General features: G+C 62.5%; 16 protein-coding genes. 14 read left to right on the forward strand and 2 right to left on the reverse strand.

Translation table 11 applies throughout. The features are described 5' to 3' along the window. Positions 1 to 2: 2 nt before the first annotated feature. The 11 genes from PO860_RS08855 to PO860_RS08905 all read left to right on the forward strand — a co-directional run bounded on the left by PO860_RS08855 (position 3) and on the right by PO860_RS08905 (position 13,058). The gene (locus PO860_RS08855; protein WP_273884996.1) at positions 3 to 1,088 is read left to right on the forward strand and encodes an ABC transporter permease; all 1,086 of its coding nucleotides are present in this window, start codon (positions 3 to 5) and stop codon (positions 1,086 to 1,088) included. Next, positions 1,085 to 2,005, forward strand: coding sequence for an ABC transporter permease (locus tag PO860_RS08860; protein WP_183607368.1), 921 nt, complete (start codon positions 1,085 to 1,087; stop codon positions 2,003 to 2,005). Before PO860_RS08855 ends, PO860_RS08860 begins: the two co-directional genes overlap by 4 nt. Positions 2,006 to 2,054: 49 nt before the next feature. Next, positions 2,055 to 3,131 (forward strand): BMP family ABC transporter substrate-binding protein, encoded by a 1,077-nt coding sequence (locus tag PO860_RS08865; protein WP_273884995.1) that lies wholly within the window; start codon positions 2,055 to 2,057, stop codon positions 3,129 to 3,131. Positions 3,132 to 3,273: 142 nt separating this feature from the next. Further along, a complete protein-coding gene (gene ytfQ, locus PO860_RS08870; protein ID WP_007628908.1) occupies positions 3,274 to 4,236 on the forward strand; it encodes a galactofuranose ABC transporter, galactofuranose-binding protein YtfQ in 963 nt (320 codons plus the stop codon). Positions 4,237 to 4,453: 217 nt separating this feature from the next. Beyond that, the gene (gene ytfR, locus PO860_RS08875) at positions 4,454 to 5,977 is read left to right on the forward strand and encodes a galactofuranose ABC transporter, ATP-binding protein YtfR (protein ID WP_273884994.1); all 1,524 of its coding nucleotides are present in this window, start codon (positions 4,454 to 4,456) and stop codon (positions 5,975 to 5,977) included. Further along, positions 5,974 to 6,987: an ABC transporter permease gene (locus PO860_RS08880; protein WP_272782591.1), complete on the forward strand. Its 1,014-nt coding sequence runs from the start codon at positions 5,974 to 5,976 to the stop codon at positions 6,985 to 6,987. Before ytfR ends, PO860_RS08880 begins: the two co-directional genes overlap by 4 nt. Beyond that, positions 6,984 to 7,952, forward strand: a complete 969-nt coding sequence (yjfF, locus tag PO860_RS08885; protein WP_097619772.1) for a galactofuranose ABC transporter, permease protein YjfF — start codon at positions 6,984 to 6,986, stop codon at positions 7,950 to 7,952. The genes PO860_RS08880 and yjfF overlap by 4 nt, the downstream gene beginning before the upstream one ends. A 15-nt stretch (positions 7,953 to 7,967) precedes the next feature. Then, entirely contained in the window at positions 7,968 to 8,753 is a 786-nt protein-coding gene (locus PO860_RS08890) for a FadR/GntR family transcriptional regulator (protein WP_183607364.1), read from the forward strand. Between the two features lie 164 nt (positions 8,754 to 8,917). Further along, positions 8,918 to 10,279 carry a bifunctional UDP-N-acetylglucosamine diphosphorylase/glucosamine-1-phosphate N-acetyltransferase GlmU gene (gene glmU / locus PO860_RS08895; protein ID WP_273884993.1) on the forward strand — a complete coding sequence of 454 codons (1,362 nt, stop codon included), beginning with the start codon at positions 8,918 to 8,920 and terminating at the stop codon, positions 10,277 to 10,279. A 109-nt stretch (positions 10,280 to 10,388) separates the two neighbouring features. Further along, on the forward strand, positions 10,389 to 12,215 hold the full coding sequence (glmS, locus tag PO860_RS08900; protein WP_272782589.1) for a glutamine--fructose-6-phosphate transaminase (isomerizing): 1,827 nt from the start codon (positions 10,389 to 10,391) through the stop codon (positions 12,213 to 12,215). A gap of 135 nt (positions 12,216 to 12,350) precedes the next feature. Further along, entirely contained in the window at positions 12,351 to 13,058 is a 708-nt protein-coding gene (locus PO860_RS08905) for a DUF502 domain-containing protein (protein WP_183607361.1), read from the forward strand. Positions 13,059 to 13,107: 49 nt separating this feature from the next. Here the strand turns inward: PO860_RS08905 and recG are convergent, their stop codons facing one another. Further along, positions 13,108 to 15,213: an ATP-dependent DNA helicase RecG gene (gene recG / locus PO860_RS08910; RefSeq protein ID WP_272782588.1), complete on the reverse strand. Its 2,106-nt coding sequence runs from the start codon at positions 15,211 to 15,213 to the stop codon at positions 13,108 to 13,110. A gap of 92 nt (positions 15,214 to 15,305) precedes the next feature. Between recG and PO860_RS08915 the strand changes: the two genes are divergently transcribed. Genes PO860_RS08915 through PO860_RS08925 form a run of 3 tightly spaced genes read left to right on the forward strand, consistent with a single transcriptional unit; the run spans position 15,306 to position 19,594 of the window. Beyond that, the gene (locus PO860_RS08915; protein ID WP_272782587.1) at positions 15,306 to 15,611 is read left to right on the forward strand and encodes an FAD assembly factor SdhE; all 306 of its coding nucleotides are present in this window, start codon (positions 15,306 to 15,308) and stop codon (positions 15,609 to 15,611) included. Further along, positions 15,608 to 19,111 carry a transcription-repair coupling factor gene (mfd, locus tag PO860_RS08920; RefSeq protein ID WP_272782586.1) on the forward strand — a complete coding sequence of 1,168 codons (3,504 nt, stop codon included), beginning with the start codon at positions 15,608 to 15,610 and terminating at the stop codon, positions 19,109 to 19,111. The genes PO860_RS08915 and mfd overlap by 4 nt, the downstream gene beginning before the upstream one ends. A gap of 15 nt (positions 19,112 to 19,126) precedes the next feature. Next, positions 19,127 to 19,594: an OsmC family protein gene (locus PO860_RS08925; protein WP_272782585.1), complete on the forward strand. Its 468-nt coding sequence runs from the start codon at positions 19,127 to 19,129 to the stop codon at positions 19,592 to 19,594. Positions 19,595 to 19,611: 17 nt separating this feature from the next. On the opposite strand, the gene PO860_RS08930 is transcribed toward PO860_RS08925, so the two are convergent. Further along, positions 19,612 to 20,283 carry a DsbA family oxidoreductase gene (locus PO860_RS08930; RefSeq protein WP_272782584.1) on the reverse strand — a complete coding sequence of 224 codons (672 nt, stop codon included), beginning with the start codon at positions 20,281 to 20,283 and terminating at the stop codon, positions 19,612 to 19,614. Positions 20,284 to 20,322 lie beyond the last annotated feature (39 nt).

The raw sequence follows: 20,322 nt of genomic DNA on the forward strand, positions 1-20,322 counted from the left end.
CCATGCGCATTGAACTTGAAAAACGCCCCGACGTCTCGAAGCTCTACGCTTTCGTCTCGCCGCTCCTGGCCCTTGTCCTGACGCTGGTGTTCGGCGCCATCATGTTCGCCATGCTCGGCAAGGACCCGGTCGAGGCCCTCGACGCCTTCTTCATCGAGCCGCTGCTCGAGGTCTGGTCGCTGCACGAACTGGCGATCAAGGCGGCACCCTTGATCCTGATCGCAGTCGGCCTTGCCGTCTGCTACCGCTCGAACAACTGGAATATCGGCGCCGAAGGCCAGTTCACCATCGGCGCCATCACCGGCTCCTATCTGCCGATCGTCTTTTATGATTGGCATTCGCCGCTGGTGCTGCCGCTGATGCTGATCCTTGGCGCGCTCGGCGGTGCGCTCTTCGCCGCCATTCCGGCGCTGCTGAAGGCGCATTTCAACACCAACGAGATCCTGACGTCGCTGATGCTGGTCTATATCGCCCAGCTCTTCCTCGACTGGCTGATCCGCGGCGCCTGGCGCGATCCGAAGGGCTTCAACTTTCCGGTCTCGCGCGATTTTGCACCGGAAGCGGTGCTGCCGGCGATCTGGGAAGAATCGGGCCGCGCCCATTGGGCCTTCATCTTCGCCGTCATTGCGGCGATCGGCGTCTGGTTCATGCTGCGCTATACGCTGAAAGGCTTCGAGATCGTCGTGCTCGGCCAATCCGAGCGGGCAGGGCGCTTTGCCGGCTTCTCGTCGAAAAAGATGATCTGGTTCAGTTTTCTCTTTTCGGGCGCGCTGGCCGGCCTTGCCGGTATTGCCGAGGTCTCCGGCTCGATCGGCCATCTTCAGCCGGCGATCTCACCGGGTTATGGCTTCACCGCCATCATCGTCGCCTTCCTCGGCCGCCTCAATCCGCTCGGCATCATCGCCTCGGGCCTGGTGCTGGCGCTCACCTATCTCGGCGGCGAGGCGGCACAGCTTTCGCTCGGCGTTTCCGACAAGGTCACCCGCGTCTTCCAGGGCCTGCTGCTGTTCTTCGTGCTCTCCTGCGATACGCTGATCTACTACAAAATCCGCATTGTCTGGTCGCGGTTAAGGGGTGGGGCGGCATGAGCATCTTCGAAGCCATTCTGCTGACCGTCATTACCGCCTCGACGCCGCTCGTCATCGCGGCGCTCGGCGAACTGGTGACGGAACGCTCCGGAGTTCTCAATCTCGGTGTCGAAGGCATGATGATCATGGGCGCGGTTGCTGCCTTTGCCGGCGCGCAAATCTCGGGCTCGCCTTATGTCGGCATTGTCTGCGGCATTGTGGCAGGCGCGCTGTTTTCGCTGTTGTTTGCCTTCCTGACGCTGACGCTGGTGGCGAACCAGGTGGCGACCGGGCTGGCACTCACCCTTCTCGGCCTCGGCGCGTCAGGCATGCTCGGCGAAGCCTATGTCAGCGTGCCCGGCATCCGGCTGGAAGAGATTGTCATTCCCGTCCTGTCGGATATCCCCGTTATCGGCCACGTTCTCTTCAGGCAGGATCTGATCTTCTATCTGTCGATTGCGCTGGTGGTCGGCGTCAGCTGGTTCCTGTTCAAGAGCCGTACCGGGCTGAAGCTGAGGGCGATCGGCGACAATCACGGCTCAGCCCATGCCCTCGGGATTCACGTCATCCGCACGCGTTACCTGGCGGTGATGTTCGGCGGCGCCTGCGCCGGTCTTGCCGGCGCGCAGCTTTCGCTCGTCTACACGCCGCAATGGGCGGAGAACATGTCGGCGGGCCGTGGCTGGATCACGCTGGCGCTTGTCGTTTTCGCCTCCTGGCGGCCGTGGCGGGTCTTTGCCGGCGGTTATCTCTTCGGCGCGGTCACCATTCTGCAACTGCACGCGCAGGCCTTCGGTCTCGGCATTCCCTCGCAGTTCCTTTCGATGCTGCCCTATGCCGCGACTATTGTGGTTCTCATCATCATTTCTCATAATCGGCGCACGACGCTGATCAACACGCCCGCGTCGCTCGGAAAAGCCTTCGTGCCGGAGCGATAAAGCAACAACATAAGACGGGTTTCCCAACTTCAAACCAACAGGGGTTACTATGAAGAAGTTAGCACTCACACTTGCCGCCTCGGCTGCCGCCGTCATCGGCATCTCTTCCGCCGCAGAGGCCGCTGATAAGACGAAGGTCTGCTTCGTCTATGTCGGTTCGCATACCGACGGCGGTTATTCGCAGGCCCACGACCTCGGGCGCCAACAGGTCCAGGCCGAGTTCGGCGACAAGATCGATACGCCTTATCTCGAAAACGTGCCGGAGGGCCCGGATGCCGAGCGCGCCATCGAGCGCCTTGCCCGTTCCGGCTGCAAGCTGATCTTCACGACGTCCTTCGGCTTCATGGATGCGACGGTCAAGGTCGCCGCCAAGTTCCCGGACGTCAAGTTCGAGCACGGCACCGGCTACAAGGCCGGCCCGAATCTCGCGACCTACAATTCGCGCTTCTATGAAGGCCGCTACATCCTCGGCCAGATCGCCGCGAAGACCTCGAAGAATCACGGCGCCGCCTACATCGCCTCCTTCCCGATTCCGGAAGTGGTGATGGGCATCAACTCCTTCGAGCAGGGCGCCAAGTCGGTCGATCCGAGCTTCAAGCTGAAGGTTATCTGGGTCAACACCTGGTTCGACCCCGGCAAGGAAGCCGATGCCGCCAAGGCGATGGTCGACCAGGGCGTCGACGTCTTGACGCAGCACACCGATACGACCGCGCCGATGCAGGTCGCCGAAGAACGCGGCATCCATGCCTTCGGCCAGGCGTCCGACATGATCGCGGCAGGCCCGAAGGCGCAGCTGACGGCGATCGTCGATACCTGGGGCACCTACTACTCCAAGCGCGTTCACGCGCTTCTGGACGGCACCTGGAAGTCCGAGCAGAGCTGGGACGGCCTGAAGGACGGCATCCTGAAGATGGCGCCCTACACCAACATGCCTGATGACGTGAAGAAGATGGCCGAGGAAACCGAAGCCAAGATCAAATCAGGCGAACTGCATCCCTTCACCGGCCCGATCAACAAGCAGGACGGCACGCCCTGGCTGAAGGCCGGCGAGAAGGCCGATGACGGCACACTGCTCGGCATGAACTTCTACGTCGAAGGCGTCGACGACAAGCTGCCGGCGCAATAATCCGCGTTCAATTCGCAGTTGCGAAGAGCGCCCCCTGTGGGCGCTCTTTTTTGTTGCAGTGCATGCCAAGATTCCGATTTACAAAAGTAATACTATATGATTTTTTGACCCTGCGCCGCGAGACGCGGCTTGGGAGGAAATCATGAAATTGAAGACTGCACTATTGAGTGCCACGATTCTTGCTGCCTGCATGTTCGGTTCGGCTTCGGCCGCCGGCTTGACCGTCGGCTTCTCGCAGATCGGCTCGGAATCGGGCTGGCGTGCGGCTGAAACGACCGTCACCAAGGAGCAGGCAAAGAAGCGCGGCATCGATCTGAAGTTTGCCGATGCGCAGCAGAAGCAGGAAAACCAGATCAAGGCTCTGCGTTCCTTCATTGCTCAGGGCGTCGATGCCATTCTCATTGCTCCGGTCGTCGAAACCGGCTGGGACGACGTTCTCAAGGAAGCCAAGGAAGCCAAGATTCCGGTCATCCTTCTCGACCGCACCATCAAGGCTCCCGACGATCTCTACCTGACGGCGGTGACGTCGGACCTGGTTCACGAAGGCAAGGTTGCCGGCGACTTCCTGGTCAAGACTGTCGGCGACAAGAAGTGCAACGTCGTCGAGCTGCAGGGTACCACCGGTTCGTCGCCGGCCATCGCCCGCAAGAAGGGCTTCGAAGAGGCCCTTGCCGGTCACGACAACCTGAAGATCGTTCGCAGCCAGACCGGTGACTTCACCCGCACCAAGGGCAAGGAAGTCATGGAAAGCTTCCTGAAGGCCGAGAATGGCGGCAAGGATATCTGCGCTCTCTACGCCCATAATGACGACATGGCCGTCGGCGCCATCCAGGCGATCAAGGAAGCCGGCCTGAAGCCGGGCAAGGATATCCTCGTCGTCTCCATCGACGCCGTGCCCGATATCTTCAAGGCCATGTCCGAAGGCGAGTCCAACGCCACGGTCGAGCTGACGCCGAATATGGCAGGCCCGGCCTTCGATGCGCTCGAAGCCTATCTGAAGGACAAGAAGGCTCCGGCGAAGTGGATCCAGACCGAGTCCAAGCTCTACACGCCTGCCGACGAACCGTTGAAGGTCTACGAAGAGAAGAAGGGTCAGGGCTACTGATCTGATTTGACACGACTGCATCATTCCACAATCGGAATCGAATTGGGGGAATTATGCAGCATTCAAAGCGCTACAGCGTCACGTGCCTGAAAAGACACGTGGCGCTGTAGAACCGCACCGGCCCGTCATGGACCGGTGCGGAACTGCCTTGCCGCCTGGGGACGTCATGTCCTGCCGCGGCGCGGCTTTTGCCGCAATATCAGGAAAACAGGCCCCTATGATTCACGATTTCGAGAACGTTCTCGCGGCTTCCGGAATATCGAAATTCTTTCCCGGCGCAGTGGCGTTGGACAAGGTCGATTTCACGCTGCGCAAGGGCGAGGTGCATGCGCTGCTTGGCGAGAACGGCGCCGGCAAATCGACGCTGATCAAATGCATTACCGGCGCCTATCATCGTGACGAGGGCAGCCTGACGCTCGACGGCCATGAAATCAATCCGGCCAATACGCTCGCCGCCCAGAAACTCGGCATCGGCACCGTCTACCAGGAGGTCAACCTCCTCGCCAATCTGAGCGTTGCCGAAAACCTCTTTCTCGGACGCCAGCCAAGGCGTTTCGGCATGACCGATGTGCGTGCGATGAACCGCAAGGCACGCGAATTGCTCGCCGGCTACGGTGTCGATATCGATGTCACCGCCGAACTCAGCCGCTTCTCCGTCGCCGTCCAGCAGGTGGTTGCCATCGCCCGCGCCGTCGATCTCTCCGGCAAGGTGCTGATCCTCGACGAGCCCACGGCAAGCCTCGACAATCAGGAAGTGGCGCTGCTCTTCCGCATCATCGAGGACCTGAAGAAGCGCGGCCTCGGCATCGTCTTCATCACCCATTTTCTCGAGCAGGTCTATGCGATCAGCGACCGGATCACCGTGCTGCGCAACGGCAAGCTCGTCGGCACCCGCGACGCCGCCGATCTGCCGCGCCAGGGGCTGATCGCCATGATGCTCGGCCGCGAATTGGCTTATGTCGAGGAGACGGTGAGGGAACGCAGCCTTGCGGCCGGCGAGGTCCGATACCGTTTCTCAGGCTACGGTAAACGCGGCAAAGTCAAACCCTTCGACCTTGAGGTGCGCGCCGGAGAGGTGGTCGGCATCGCCGGGCTGCTCGGCTCCGGCCGTACCGAAACTGCCGAACTGCTCTTCGGCATCGAACATGCCGATAGCGGCAGCGCCACGATCGATGGCCAGCCGGTGACGCTTTCGAGCCCACGCGCCGCAATCGAAAAAGACTTCGGCTTCTGCCCCGAGGACCGCAAGACCGATGGCATCATCGGCGACCTGTCGATCCGGGAAAACATCGCGCTTGCCCTGCAGGCCCGCCGCGGCTGGACCCGGCCGCTTTCGCGCGCCGAGCAGAATGCGCTCGCCGACCGCTACATCAAGGCGCTCGATATCCGCACCACCGATCGCGAAAAGCCGATCCGGCTGCTCTCCGGCGGCAATCAGCAAAAGGCGATCCTCGCCCGCTGGCTGGCGACCAATCCGAAGTTTCTGATCCTCGACGAGCCGACCCGCGGTATCGATGTCGGCGCCCATGCCGAGATCATCCGGCTGATCGAACAGCTCTGCGCCGAAGGCATGTCGTTGATCGTGATTTCCTCGGAACTTGAAGAGCTTGTCGCCTATAGTTCACGTGTCATCGTGCTTCGCGACCGGCAACATATCGCCGAACTCACGGGCGAACGTATCACGGCGGCCGGCATCGTCGAAGCCATTGCTGCCGCCGAACATAAGATGGAGGAGGCATGAGGTCCTCGCTGAAGGCGCTGGCCTATCGCCTGGCGCCGCAATTGATTGCGCTTGTTGTCATTCTTTTGTTGAATTTCATCACGTCACCGCAGTTTTTTAATGTCGTGGTTCAGAACGACCGGCTTTATGGCAGCCTGATCGACGTGCTCAACCGCGGTGCGCCGGTGGCGCTCCTGGCGATCGGCATGACGCTGGTCATTGCCACCAAGGGCATCGACCTTTCCGTCGGTGCGGTCATTGCGATCTGTGGCGCTGTTGCCGCATCGTCGATTGTATCTGGAAATTCAGTTGCTTATACCGTTATCCTAACACTGGCGATCGGGCTTGCCTGCGGTGTCTGGAACGGTTTCCTGGTGGCCGTCCTCAATATCCAGCCGATCATCGCCACGCTGGTGCTGATGGTCGCCGGCCGCGGCATCGCCCAGCTCATCACCGAAGGCGCCATCCTGACCTTCAACGATGACGGGCTGACCTTCTTCGGCAGCGGTTCCTTCCTGCTTCTGCCGATGCCTGTTATCACCTGGCTTCTCGTCGGCCTGCTCGTCATCCTGCTCGTCCGCCGCACGGCGCTCGGCATGCTGATCGAGGCCGTCGGCATCAATCGCCGCGCCAGCACGCTCTCCGGCATTCAAACGCCGGTGCTACTGATGGCGGTCTACATGCTGAGCGGCCTCTGCGCCTCGATCGCCGGCATCATCGTCGCCGCCGACATCAAGGGCGCCGATGCCAACAATGCCGGCCTCTGGCTGGAACTCGACGCCATCCTCGCCGTCGTCGTCGGCGGCAATTCGCTGCTCGGCGGCCGTTTCAGCATTCTCGGATCGTTGATCGGCGCGATGATCATCCAGGCGGTGAACACAGGCATCCTGTCCTCCGGTTTCCCGCCTGAATTCAACCTGATCATCAAAGCCGTCATTATCATCGTCATCCTCGTCATTCAGTCGCCGGCGGTGCAATCGCTCGCCATCTTCGCCAGCCGCCGGCAGGGCGGAAGGGAGCAGTCGAAATGAACTCCAAATACCTGCCGCTGCTTGCGACCATCGTCATCTTCGTGCTCGCCTATGCCGGCTGCACGCTGCAATATCCGAACATGCTGTCGACGCGCGTCATCGGCAATCTTCTGACCGACAACGCCTTTCTCGGCATCGCTGCCGTCGGCATGACCTTCGTCATCATCTCGGGCGGCATCGATCTGTCGATCGGATCGGTCATCGCCTTCACCGGCGTCTTTCTCGCGGTGATCCTGCAGAAGACCTCGATCCATCCGCTGCTTGCTTTTGCGATCGTGCTGGTCATCACCACCGCCTTTGGCGGCATCATGGGCGCGATCATCCACTATCTCGAAATGCCGGCCTTCATCGTCACGCTCGCCGGCATGTTCCTGGCGCGCGGCATGGCCTTCGTGCTCTCGATCGACAGCATCCCGATCGATCACGAATATTATTCGACGCTGACGAGCCTCTATTGGCGTCTGCCCGGCGGCGGAAGGCTGACGCTGATCGGGGGCATCATGCTTCTGGTCTTTGCCGCCGGCATTTTCCTCGCCCAGCGCACCCGCTTCGGCACCAACGTCTACGCGCTCGGCGGCGGCCCGCAGACGGCTCGGCTGATGGGCGTGCCGGTCGGCCGCACGACAATTCAGATCTATGCGCTGTCGGGCTTTCTTGCAGGTCTATCCGGGATCGTCTTTTCGCTGTACACCTCTGCCGGATATTCTCTTGCAGCAGTCGGCGTCGAACTCGATGCCATTGCGGCGGTCGTCATCGGAGGGACGCTGCTGACCGGAGGAGCGGGATTCGTGGCGGGGACCTTGATCGGTATCCTGATCCAGGGGCTCATTCAGACCTACATCACCTTCGACGGCACCCTGTCGAGCTGGTGGACCAAGATCCTGATTGGCCTTCTGCTGTTTGCATTCATCCTGATGCAGAAAGCCATCCTGTTCGTTTCCAGTCTGAACAAGAGGTACGCTTGAGAGGAGACGGATCGCTTGCGCAACAAATTGGACGAGACACGCAAGACGGGACGCAGAACCCGGACGAGCCACGCGCAGGTGGTCGACGAACTCGGCAAGGCGATCGTGGCCGGCACCTATCCGGTCGGCTCGATCCTGCCGGGTGATACGGAACTGGCGCAACGCTTCAAGGTGTCCCGCACCGTCTTGCGCGAGACGATGAAGACGCTCGCCGCCAAGGGCATGGTCGTCGCCAAGGCGCGGGTCGGTACGCGTGTGACCGAGAAGAACTTCTGGAACATGTTCGACAGCGAGATCATCGCCTGGCACTTCGACAATGGCGTGACGGAAGAATTCCTGCTGCAGCTCTACGATATCCGTCTCGCCGTCGAACCCTTCGCCGCCGGCCTTGTCGCCGAACGGGCGAATGCAGAGGATATCGAGACGCTGCGCGGGCTGGCGCTGGAGATGGCGGCGAGCGGTCACACGGCCGACAGCCTGGCGCTCGCCGACCTGCGTTTTCACCTGGCGCTCGCCGAGGCCTCGCACAATCCCTTTATGCGGACGCTGGGCAGCCTCATCGAAGCGGCTCTCGTCGGCATGTTCCGCATGAGTACGCCGCCGTCGGAAAACGGTTTCGCCAATATCGCCGATACCCATATGCGCATCGTCGATGCGATCGTTTCCGGTGACAGCGCCGCCGCACGCCGTGCGATGGAACTCGTCATTCTGGACGGTCGCGATCACGTGCACCAAGCCTTCGCGGCCCGCGGTTCGACTGCCGTCATGGAGCCTATTTCGTCGGCAATTTCACCTCTGTGAAGCCTTGCTTGCCCGGCAGCGCCGCGCATATTTTCAGGCGCGCAGCCGACGCCCTGACGCTTTGCCTCCGCGCATCGTGCTTTCCGAAAATCGATTCCGATTTCAGGAATTATGCAGTATGAGGCAACAAAGCCGCCTCATGGCGCGGATTCGCGGAGCAGATCATGGAACGTACTTGTCTTGCCGTCATTCTTGCCGCCGGTGACAGCACGCGGATGAAATCCTCGAAATCGAAGGTGCTGCATCCGGTCGCCGGACGGCCGATGATCGCCCATGTGGTCGAGGCGGTCGCCTCCGCCGGCATCTCGTCGGTCGCGCTCGTGGTCGGCCGCGATGCCGAGGATGTGGCAAAGGCCGCAACCATCGCCGGCGTCGGCATCGAATCCTATCTGCAGAAGGAGCGCCTCGGCACCGGTCATGCGGTGCTGGCGGCGCGCGAAGCGATCGCCACGGGTTATGACGATATCCTCGTCACCTATGGCGATGTGCCGCTGCAGACAGACGGACCGCTGAAGGCCGCCCGCCAGGGCCTTGCCGAGGGCAGCGATGTCGTCGTCATCGGCTTCCACACCGACCGTCCGACCGGCTACGGCCGCCTGCTTGTCAAGGACGGAGAACTGATCGCCATCCGCGAGGAGAGGGATGCGACCGATGCCGAGCGCGCCGCGACGTGGTGCAACAGCGGGCTGATGGCGATCAACGGCCGCAAGGCGCTCGATCTTCTCTCACGCATCGGCAATGCCAATGCCAAGGGCGAATTCTATCTGACCGATCTCGTCGAGATCGCCCGGTCGCTCGGCGGCCGCGTCACCGCTGTCGATGCGCCTGAGATCGAGATGACCGGCTGCAACAACCGCGCCGAACTCGCCGTCATCGAGCGTTTCTGGCAGGAGCGCCGCCGCCACGAGATGATGCTGGCCGGCGTCACGATGATCGCGCCGGAAACCGTCTTTCTCTCCTACGATACCGTCATCGGCCAGGATGCGCTGATCGAGCCGAACGTCGTCTTCGGCCCCGGCGCAGTGATCGACAGCGGCGCCGTCATCCATGCCTTCTCGCACATCGAAGGTGCCCATGTCAGCCAGGGTGCCACCGTCGGCCCCTTCGCGCGGCTGCGGCCGGGTGCCGACCTCGGCAACGGTTCGAAGGTCGGCAATTTCTGCGAAGTGAAGAACGGCCGGCTGGGCGAGGGCGCCAAGGTCAATCATCTCACCTATATCGGCGATGCCGTCATCGGCGCCGGAGCCAATATCGGCGCCGGCACGATCACCTGCAATTATGACGGCGTCAACAAGAGCGAGACGGTGATCGGCGAAAATGCTTTCATCGGTTCCAACTCCTCACTGGTCGCGCCGGTGACGATCGGCGACGGCGCCTATATCGGCTCCGGCAGCGTCATCACCGTCGATGTGCCGGCCGATGCGCTGGCGCTCGGCCGTGCCCGGCAGGAGATCAAGCCCGGCCGCGCGACGCTGCTGCGTGAACGCGCGCTCGCCATCAAGGCGGCGAAGAAGGCGAAGAGCTGAGGCTGATTTGCGTAACCGGCGGAAATTCAAAGTGACCGCCGAGGCGATTGAGAAATAAGCGAAAATCGTTAGGACTGGCCTCATTGTCAGAAGTTCATGGGGATATTTTATGTGCGGTATTGTGGGGATCGTCGGAGCTCAGCCTGTTGCCGGGCGCCTGGTCGATGCGCTGAAGCGCCTTGAATATCGCGGTTATGATTCCGCCGGCGTCGCCACCATTCATAACGGCGTGATGGATCGCCGCCGCGCCGAGGGCAAGCTGTTCAATCTGGAAAAGCGCCTCGACACCGAACCGCTGCCCGGCACGACCGGCATCGCCCATACACGCTGGGCGACCCATGGCGTTCCCAATGAGACCAACGCCCATCCGCATTTCGTCGAAGGTGTCGCCGTCGTCCATAACGGCATCATCGAGAATTTCTCCGAGCTGCGCGACGAGTTGACCGAAGGGGGCGCGGTCTTTCAAACCCAGACCGATACCGAAGTCGTCGCCCAGCTGATGGCGAAATATCTGCGCGAGGGCCTGGAGCCGCGCGCCGCCATGCTGAAGATGCTGAACCGGGTGACCGGCGCCTATGCGCTCGCCGTCATGCTCAAGGACGATCCCGGCAAGATCATGGCCGCCCGTTCCGGCCCGCCGCTTGCGGTCGGCTATGGCCGCGGCGAGATGTTCCTCGGTTCGGACGCGATCGCGCTGTCGCCCTTCACCAACGAGATCAGCTATCTCGTCGACGGCGATTGCGCCGTCCTCACCTGCGACGGCGTGTCGGTGCTCGATTTCGCCGGCAAGCCGGTCAAGCGCGCCCGCCAGATCTCGCAGGCGACCGCCTATGTCGTCGACAAGGGCAACCACCGCCATTTCATGGAAAAGGAAATCTACGAGCAGCCGGAGGTCATCTCCCACGCGCTCAGCCACTATGTCGATTTCGCCGAAAACACGATCGGCGCCAATGCCGCCGCGATCGACTTCAAGGCGGCCACCGGCCTGGCGATCTCGGCCTGCGGCACTGCCTATCTGGCCGGCCTCGTCGGCAAGTACTGGTTCGAGCGTTATGCCCGCCTGCCTGTTGAAATCGACGTCGCCTCCGAATTCCGCTACCGCGAAATGCCGCTGTCGCCGTCGCAGGCAGCGCTCTTCATCTCGCAATCCGGCGAGACCGCCGATACGCTGGCATCGCTGCGCTATTGCCGCGACAACGGGTTGAAGATCGGCGCCGTCGTCAATGTCCGCGAATCGACGATCGCCCGCGAATCCGACGCCGTCTTTCCGATCATGGCCGGCCCCGAAATCGGCGTGGCCTCGACCAAGGCCTTCACCTGCCAGCTTGCCGTGCTGGCGTCGCTGGCAATCGGCGCCGGCAAGGCGCGCGGCACGGTGAGTGCCGACGAAGAGAGGGCGCTGGTGCGCCATCTCGCCGAAATGCCGCGCATCATGAGCCGGGTGCTGAACCTGATCCAGCCGCAGATGGAAAGCCTGTCGCGCGAACTGTCGAAGTGCAAGGACGTGCTCTATCTCGGCCGCGGCACCAGCTTTCCGCTTGCCATGGAAGGCGCGCTGAAGCTCAAGGAAATCTCCTATATTCACGCCGAAGGTTATGCCGCCGGCGAATTGAAGCACGGGCCGATCGCGCTGATCGACGAGAACATGCCTGTCATCGTCATCGCTCCCTACGACCGCTTCTTCGAAAAGACCGTTTCGAACATGCAGGAGGTCGCAGCCCGCGGCGGCCGCATCATCTTCATCACCGACGAGGCGGGTGCGGCGGCCTCGAAACTGCCGACCATGGCGACGATCACCCTGCCTGTGGTCGACGAAATCATCGCGCCGATGATCTTCTCTCTGCCGATCCAGCTGCTCGCCTATCACACCGCCGTCTTCATGGGTACCGATGTCGATCAGCCGCGCAACCTGGCGAAATCCGTGACCGTGGAATAAGCCTGCAACGCCGGGATCGTCGCGCCGAAACATATTGTGCGACGCCCCGAATTCTGGCAATTTTGGTTTGCGGACAAGGGGGAAGGGCCGGCGTTCCGGCCTGTCCACGACTGAGATGGAGTTCATCAGGAAACGATGACCGACAACACCCCCAGAATGCCGGTCGCGACCCGGCTGAGGAATAATTTTCTCGCGGGCCTGATCATCTGCGCCCCGATCGCGATCACCATCTGGCTGACGTGGACCTTCATCCACTGGTCGGACAGCTGGGTCAGGCCCTATATTCCGGCGCGCTGGAATCCGGAAAGCTATCTCAATTTCGCCATTCCCGGTTTCGGCCTGCTGACCGCCGTTATCCTGATCACCGTCGTCGGCTTTCTCGGCAAGAACCTGATCGGCCAGAGCATCGTCCGCTTCGGCGAATCGATCGTCCAGCGCATGCCGCTGGTGCGCACCGTCTACCGAAGCGTGAAGCAGATTTTCGAAACCGTGCTGAAGGAGCAGGCGAACTCCTTCAAGAAGGTCGGCCTGATCGAATATCCGGGTCCCGGCCTCTGGGCGCTGGTTTTCATCGCCACCGACGCCAAGGGCGAGATCGCGTCGAAGTTCAACGCCATGGGCCAGGATATGGTCGCCGTCTTCCTGCCGCCGACACCGGTGCCGACGGCTGGTTTTCTCGTCTTCGTGCCGCGCGAAAAAATCGTGTTGCTCGACATGTCGCCGGAAGATGCCGCCAAGTTCCTGATTTCAGGCGGGCTTGTGGCGCCCGAACACAAGCCGGCCGATGCCAAGCAGAAGCATTTGCCGCGGCCAAAGCCGGTGGCGGTGTCCAAGGCGGATTGATGCTTATTGCCCAAAACAGTTCCGCGGTTTTGGGGCGCCGCGGCGCGCTTTAACCTGCTCTCAAAAACCGGATCGCCTCATCGCGGCGGAAGAGATAGAGCAGGGTGCGGATCGCCTCTCCTCTTTCACTCGTCAGTTCGGGATCACGGTCAATCAGATAGGCCGCGTCCTTGCGGGCAATCTCCAGCAGGTCGGCATGCGCCTCGAGGCTGGCGATGCGGAATCCCGGCGTGCCGGATTGCCTGGTGCCGAGCAATTCGCCTTCACCGCGCAGCTTCAGGTCCTCCTCGGCGATGCGGAAACCGTCCTCCGTCTCGCGCATGATCGAGAGCCTGGCATGGCCGGTTTCGCCGAGCGGCCCCTTGTAGAGCAGGATGCAGGTCGAGGCCTCGTCGCCGCGCCCGACGCGGCCGCGCAGCTGATGCAATTGCGCCAGGCCGAAGCGTTCGGCATGTTCGATCACCATGATCGTCGCATCCGGCACGTCGACGCCGACTTCAACGACGGTTGTGGCGACGAGAAGCCGGGTCTCGCCGTTCTTGAACGCCAGCATCGCCGCGTCCTTCTCCGGTCCGCTCATGCGGCCGTGGATCAGGCCGATATCGGGACCGAGTGCGGCGGTGAGCGTCGCATGCCGTTCCTCGGCCGACATCAGGTCGAGCTCTTCGGATTCCTCGACCAGCGGGCAGATCCAATAGGCCTTTTTGCCCTCGGCGATCGCGCTCTGCAGCCGCCCAACGATTTCGCCGGTTCGTTCCATCGGCACGGTGATCGTCTGGATCGGCTTGCGGCCGACCGGTTTCTCGGTGAGCTTGGAGACGTCCATATCGCCGAAGGCGGCAAGCACCAAAGTGCGCGGGATCGGCGTCGCCGTCATGACCAGCATATGCGGCGAGATACCCTTGGCGGTCAGCCGCAGCCGCTGATGCACGCCGAAACGATGCTGCTCGTCGACGACGGCAAGCATCAGATTGGCATAGGCGACGCTGTCCTGGAACAGCGCATGCGTGCCGATAATGATCTGGGCGGCACCCGAGGCGATGCGCTCCTGGATCTCCTCCCTTTCGCGTCCCTTGGTGCGCCCGGTCAACACCTCGATGTTAAGCCCGGCGGAGGCGGCGAATTTCGCGATCGTCGCATGGTGCTGCCGCGCCAGGATTTCGGTCGGCGCCATCAGCACGGCCTGGCCGCCGCTCTCGATCACCGCCGCCATCGCCATCAACGCCACCAGCGTCTTGCCGGAGCCGACATCGCCCTGCAGCAGCCGCAGCATGCGCTCGGTTGCGGCCATGTCCCTCAAAACCTCGGCGATCGCCTCGTTCTGGCTTGTTGTGGGCGAGAAGGGCAAGGATTTCAGGATCTTGCTGCTGATCGCACCCGTCGCATGCACCGGCTGGCCCGCCACCTTGCGCAGCCTCTGCCGCACCAGGCTCAGCGACAGCTGGCCGGCGAGGAACTCGTCATAGGCAAGCCGCCGCCGGGCAGGGGCCTGCGGGTCGATATCTCCGGGGTCGCGCGGCTCGTGCAGCATGTGGAAACTGTCGCGGATTGACGGTAGGCCCTGCTTTTGCGTCAGCGAGAGGTCGATCCATTCCGGCAGCTCGGGGAAGCGCGGCAGGCCAGCGTCGATGATCTTGCGCAGCGTCTTCGGTGAAAGTCCTGCCGTCAGCGGATAGATCGGCTCGACCAGCGGCAGGCTCTCCGCCTCATCCGCCCGGACGATATAGTCGGGATGCACCATCGAGGCGCGGCCGTTGAACCAGTCGATCTTGCCGCTGACCGTCACTTCCGCATCGATCGGCAGCTGCTTTTCCAGCCACGCCGCCTGGCCGCGGAAGAAGACCAGCGTCAGCTCGCCGGTCTCGTCATGCAGGAACACGCGGTAAGGAATATTGCTTTTGCCGCGCGCCGGTACCTGGTGCCGGTCGACGCGCGCCGTGATCGTCACGATCGCGCCTTGCGGTGCCCGTGCTATCCCCGGCTGGTTGCGCCGGTCGATCAGCGAAAAGGGCGCGTGGAAGAGCAGATCGATGACCCGGCAATCCTCCGCCGTGTCGCGCCCGAGCAGCTTGACCAGCAGCTCGGCGATCTTCGGGCCGACGCCCGGAAGGCCGGAAATGGGGGAAAACAGAGGATCGAGAATGGCGGGGCGCATGCGGCCAAAATGCGATGAACAATGCGGCCTTGGCAAGGCTGACAAGCCGCTTTCCAGGGTCTATAGAGGCGCATCAACAGGAAGGTAATGCCATGACAGGTGTCACGCTCACGAGTGCCGGACTCGACCCGCGCCGCCGCCGGATCCTTTTCCGTTGCTGGCATCGCGGCATTCGCGAGATGGATCTGGTCTTCGGCCAGTTTGCCGAAGCCGAGCTCGCAACGCTGTCGGATGCCGAGCTCGACGAGTTCGAGACGATCATGGCCGAAGAGGACAATGATCTCGTCCGCTGGATCATGGGAACCTGGCCGGTGCCCGAGCGTTTCCAGACACCGATGTTTGCCCGCCTGGCCGCCTACACGCCCGATTTCGACAAGCCCCTCAGGACGCCGGAATGATCCCTGGTTTTGATGCGAAGAAACTTGCGGCCATTGCCGAGCCGCTGACGATCGGCAATGTGCCTGCCGGCCTTGAAACGCTGCTGCTCGCCGAACTCGCCCGCACGGGAGAGCCGGTCGCCTATGTCATGTCGGACGGCCACCGCATGGCTGACCTCGAACAGATGCTGGGTTTCGTTGCTCCCGACATTCCGGTTCTCACTCTGCCGGCCTGGGACTGTCTGCCCTATGACCGCGTCTCGCCGAGCGCTGACACCTCGGCCCGCCGGCTGGCGGCACTCGGCGGCCTGATTGCCCATCGCAAGAAGCCGCATGCCGCAATCGTGCTCGTCACCGCCAACGCCATGCTGCAGAAGGTGGCGCCGCAGGATGTGATCGAAAGCTTGAGCTTTTCGGCCCGCCCCGGCAACCAGCTGCGCATGGACGATCTCGCCGGGCGCCTGGAGCGCAACGGTTTCGACCGCGTCGCGACCGTTCGCGAAGTCGGCGAATATGCCGTGCGCGGCGGCATTCTCGACGTCTTCGTGCCGGGTTCCGAAGAGCCGGTCCGTCTCGATTTCTTCGGTGACACGCTGGAATCGATTCGCAGCTTCGATCCGGCCAGCCAGCGCACGACGGGCCAGGTGCGCTCCCTTGATCTCAATCCGATGAGCGAGGTGACGCTGACCCCGGATACGATCAGCCGCTTCCGCAAGAATTACCTCTCGGCTTTCGGCGCCACGACGCGCGACGATGCGCTCTATCTCGCCGTCTCCGAAGGCCGCCGTTATCCCGGAATGGAGCACTGGCTGCCGCTCTTCTACGAGAAGCTCGATACCGTCTTCGATTATCTCAGCGGCTTCCGAGTCGTTACCGACCATACGGTGCGGGAGGCGGCCGAGGAGCGTTCCAAGCTGGTTTTCGATTATTACGACGCCCGCCTCAATTCCGGCCAGCCGGTAAAGAGCCAGATGTCGCAGGGCACGCCCTACAAGCCGGTGACACCGGGCCAGCTCTATCTCGACAGCAAGCTTTTCGCCAAAACCCTCGACGCGCTCGGCGCGATCCGCATCAGCCCCTTCAACGAGCATGAGGGCGAGGCGCGGCGGGTCGTCAATGTTGATGCCCGCCAGGGCCAGCGCTGGGCCCGCTCGAATGCCGAGGGTGGCGGTGATGCCGAACGCATCAATATCTTCGACGTCGTCGTCAAGCATATTGCCGACCGGCGTGCCGCCGGCGCGAAAGTGCTGGTCACCGCCTGGACCGAAGGTTCGCTGGAACGCCTGCTGCAGGTGCTGAACGAGCACGGCCTGGAAAAGGTCAAGCCGATCGAGGCGCTGAAGGATGTCGGCGCGCTGGCCAGAGGCGAGGCGGCCGCTGCCGTGCTCAGTCTCGAAGCCGGTTTTGAGGCCGGCGATCTCGTCGTCATCGGCGAGCAGGATATATTGGGCGACCGTATGGTGCGCCGCTCCAAGCGCCGCAAACGCGCCGCCGATTTCATCGCCGAGGTCGCGGGCCTCGACGAGGGCTCGATCGTCGTCCACGCCGAACACGGTATCGGCCGCTTCGTCGGGCTGAGGACCATCGAGGCGGCCGGTGCGCCGCACGCCTGCCTGGAACTGCAATATGCCGACGAGGCCAAGCTCTTCCTGCCGGTCGAAAACATCGATCTGCTCTCGCGCTACGGCGGCGAAAGTACCGAGGCCCAGCTCGACAAGCTTGGCGGCGGCGCCTGGCAGATGCGCAAGGCCAAGCTCAAGAAGCGGCTGCTCGACATGGCCGATGCGCTGATCCGCATCGCCGCCGAACGCCTCACGCGCTATGCGCCGATGCTGACGACGCCGGAAGGCCTCTACGATGAATTTGCCGCCCGCTTCCCCTATGATGAGACCGAGGATCAGGACAACGCCATCGAGGCAGTCCGCTCCGATCTCGCTGCCGGCCGGCCGATGGACCGCCTCGTCTGCGGCGACGTTGGTTTCGGCAAGACCGAAGTGGCGCTGCGCGCCGCCTTCGTCGCGGCGATGAACGGCGCCCAGGTTGCTGTCGTCGTGCCGACGACGCTGCTTGCCCGCCAGCATTTCAAGACATTTTCCGAGCGTTTCCGCGGTTTGCCGGTGCGCATCCAGCAGGCCTCGCGCCTCGTCGGCGCCAAGGAACTGGCGCTGACCAAGAAGGAAGTGGCGGACGGCAAGACCGATATCGTCGTCGGCACCCATGCGCTGCTCGGCGCCGGCATCAAATTCGCCAATCTCGGCTTGCTCGTCATCGACGAGGAGCAGCATTTCGGCGTCAAGCACAAGGAGCGGCTGAAGGAGCTGAAGAGCGACGTGCATGTGCTGACGCTGTCGGCAACGCCGATCCCGCGCACGCTGCAGCTTGCCATGACCGGTGTGCGCGAACTGTCGCTGATCACCACGCCGCCGGTCGACCGCATGGCGGTGCGCACCTTCATCTCGCCCTTCGACAGCCTGGTGATCCGCGAGACGCTGATGCGCGAGCATTATCGTGGCGGCCAGAGCTTCTATGTCTGCCCGCGGCTTGCCGATCTCGCCGATATCCATGCCTTCCTGCAGTCGGACGTACCGGAGCTGAAGGTTGCTGTCGCCCATGGCCAGATGCCGGCCGGCGAACTGGAAGACATCATGAATGCCTTTTACGAAGGCCGCTACGACGTGCTGCTGTCCACCACCATCGTCGAATCCGGTCTCGATGTGCCGACAGCCAACACGCTGATCGTCCACCGCGCCGATATGTTCGGCCTGGCCCAGCTCTACCAGCTGCGCGGCCGCGTCGGCCGCTCGAAGGTGCGCGCCTTTGCGCTCTTCACCCTGCCTGTCAACAAGGTGCTGACGGCAACGGCCGAGCGCCGCCTCAAGGTGCTGCAGTCGCTGGATACGCTTGGCGCCGGCTTCCAGCTGGCAAGCCACGACCTCGATATCCGCGGTGCCGGCAACCTGCTCGGTGAGGAGCAATCCGGCCATATCAAGGAGGTCGGCTTCGAGCTTTATCAGCAGATGCTGGAAGAGGCGGTCGCCGAGGTCAAGGGTCTCGACGAGATCCACGATACCGGCTGGTCGCCGCAGATCTCCGTCGGCACCACGGTGATGATCCCCGAGAACTATGTGCCTGACCTGCATCTGCGCATGGCGCTCTACCGCCGCTTGGGCGAAATCACCGAACTCAAGGAGATCGACGGCTTCGGCGCCGAGATGATCGACCGCTTCGGCCCGATGCCGATCGAAGTCCAGCATCTGCTGAAGATCGTCTACATCAAGTCGCTCTGCCGCACCGCCAATGTCGAAAAGCTCGATGCCGGCCCGAAGGGCGTCGTCGTGCAGTTCCGCAACAAGGAATTCCCCAATCCGGCCAACCTCGTCGGTTATATCGGCAAGCAGGGCACGATGGCGAAGATCCGCCCCGATCACAGCCTGTTCCTGACCCGCGACCTGCCGACGCCGGAAAAACGCCTGCAGGGTGCTGCTGTCATCATGACGCAACTGGCCGAGATGGCGAAATAAACGGGAGAAACAGAGATGGCGAAATATGGCGCGACGATCGCCTGGCAGCGGAACGGCGAGACTTTTACCGACAACCGCTATAGCCGCGCCCATCGCTGGACCTTCGACGGCGGTATCGAGGTGAGGGCGTCCTCATCCTCGCATGTCGTTCCGCTGCCCTATTCGGCCGAGGATGCCGTCGATCCGGAAGAGGCCTTCGTCGCCTCGCTCTCGAGCTGCCACATGCTCTGGTTCCTGTCGCTTGCCGCCAAACAGCGATTTTGCGTCGACAGCTACACCGATGCCGCCGAAGGCATCATGGAGAAGAATGCCGACGGCCGCCTCGCCATGACCGTCGTGACCCTCCGCCCGCATGTCGTCTTCAGCGGCGAGAGGGAGCCCTCGCTCAGCGAGCTCGAAGCCCTGCACCATCGCGCCCACGACGAATGTTTCATCGCCAATTCGGTGAAGACCGAGGTGAGATGCGTTCCGGTTCTGGGCTGAAGCTGGAGCCGTCGGCGTCAGTTGAGACCTGATCGCGACTCGGCCTTTGCCTTGGTAATATCACGCAGTGCGTTCGCCAATACGTCGGGCGTCTGTGCGCCGCTGACAGCGTATTGCTGATCGAAGATGAAGAATGGCACGCCGTTGACGCCCATCTCCTGCGCAGCCTTGATCTCGGCGACGATCAGATCGCTATCGGCATCGGAGGCAAGCAGCGAGGCGATGACCGAGTGATCGAGACCGGCCTTTTCGGCGATATCGAGCAGCACGGCATGGTCGCCGACATTGCGGCCTTCCTCGAAATTCGCTTTGAACAGCGCGGCAACGACCTTGTCCTGCTTCTCGCGGCCTTCGATCATCGCCCAGTGAATCAGCCGATGGGCGTCGAGCGTGTTCGGGCCGATCTTGATCGCCTCGAAATCGAAGGCGATGCCGACCTCGCGGCCGTAATCGGTCAGCATCTTGTGTGCCTGCGCCACGCGCTCTTCGCCGCCGAGCTTCTCAGCCAGCGCCTTCTTCTGGTCGACGCCTTCCTTGGGATAGTCGGGATTGAGCCGGTACGGTCGCCAGTTGATGTCGACGCCGATTTTGTCCTGCACCTCGGCGATGGCGAGATCCAGCCGCGCCTTGCCGAGATAGCACCAGGGGCAGACGACATCCGAGACGACGTCGATGGTGATACGTTCCATGAGGGGTTTCCTTATTCTATTCGTCTCTGCAGAGAGACA

It is taken from the genome of Rhizobium binxianense (assembly GCF_028994275.1).
Classification (GTDB): Bacteria; Pseudomonadota; Alphaproteobacteria; order Rhizobiales; family Rhizobiaceae; genus Rhizobium; species Rhizobium binxianense.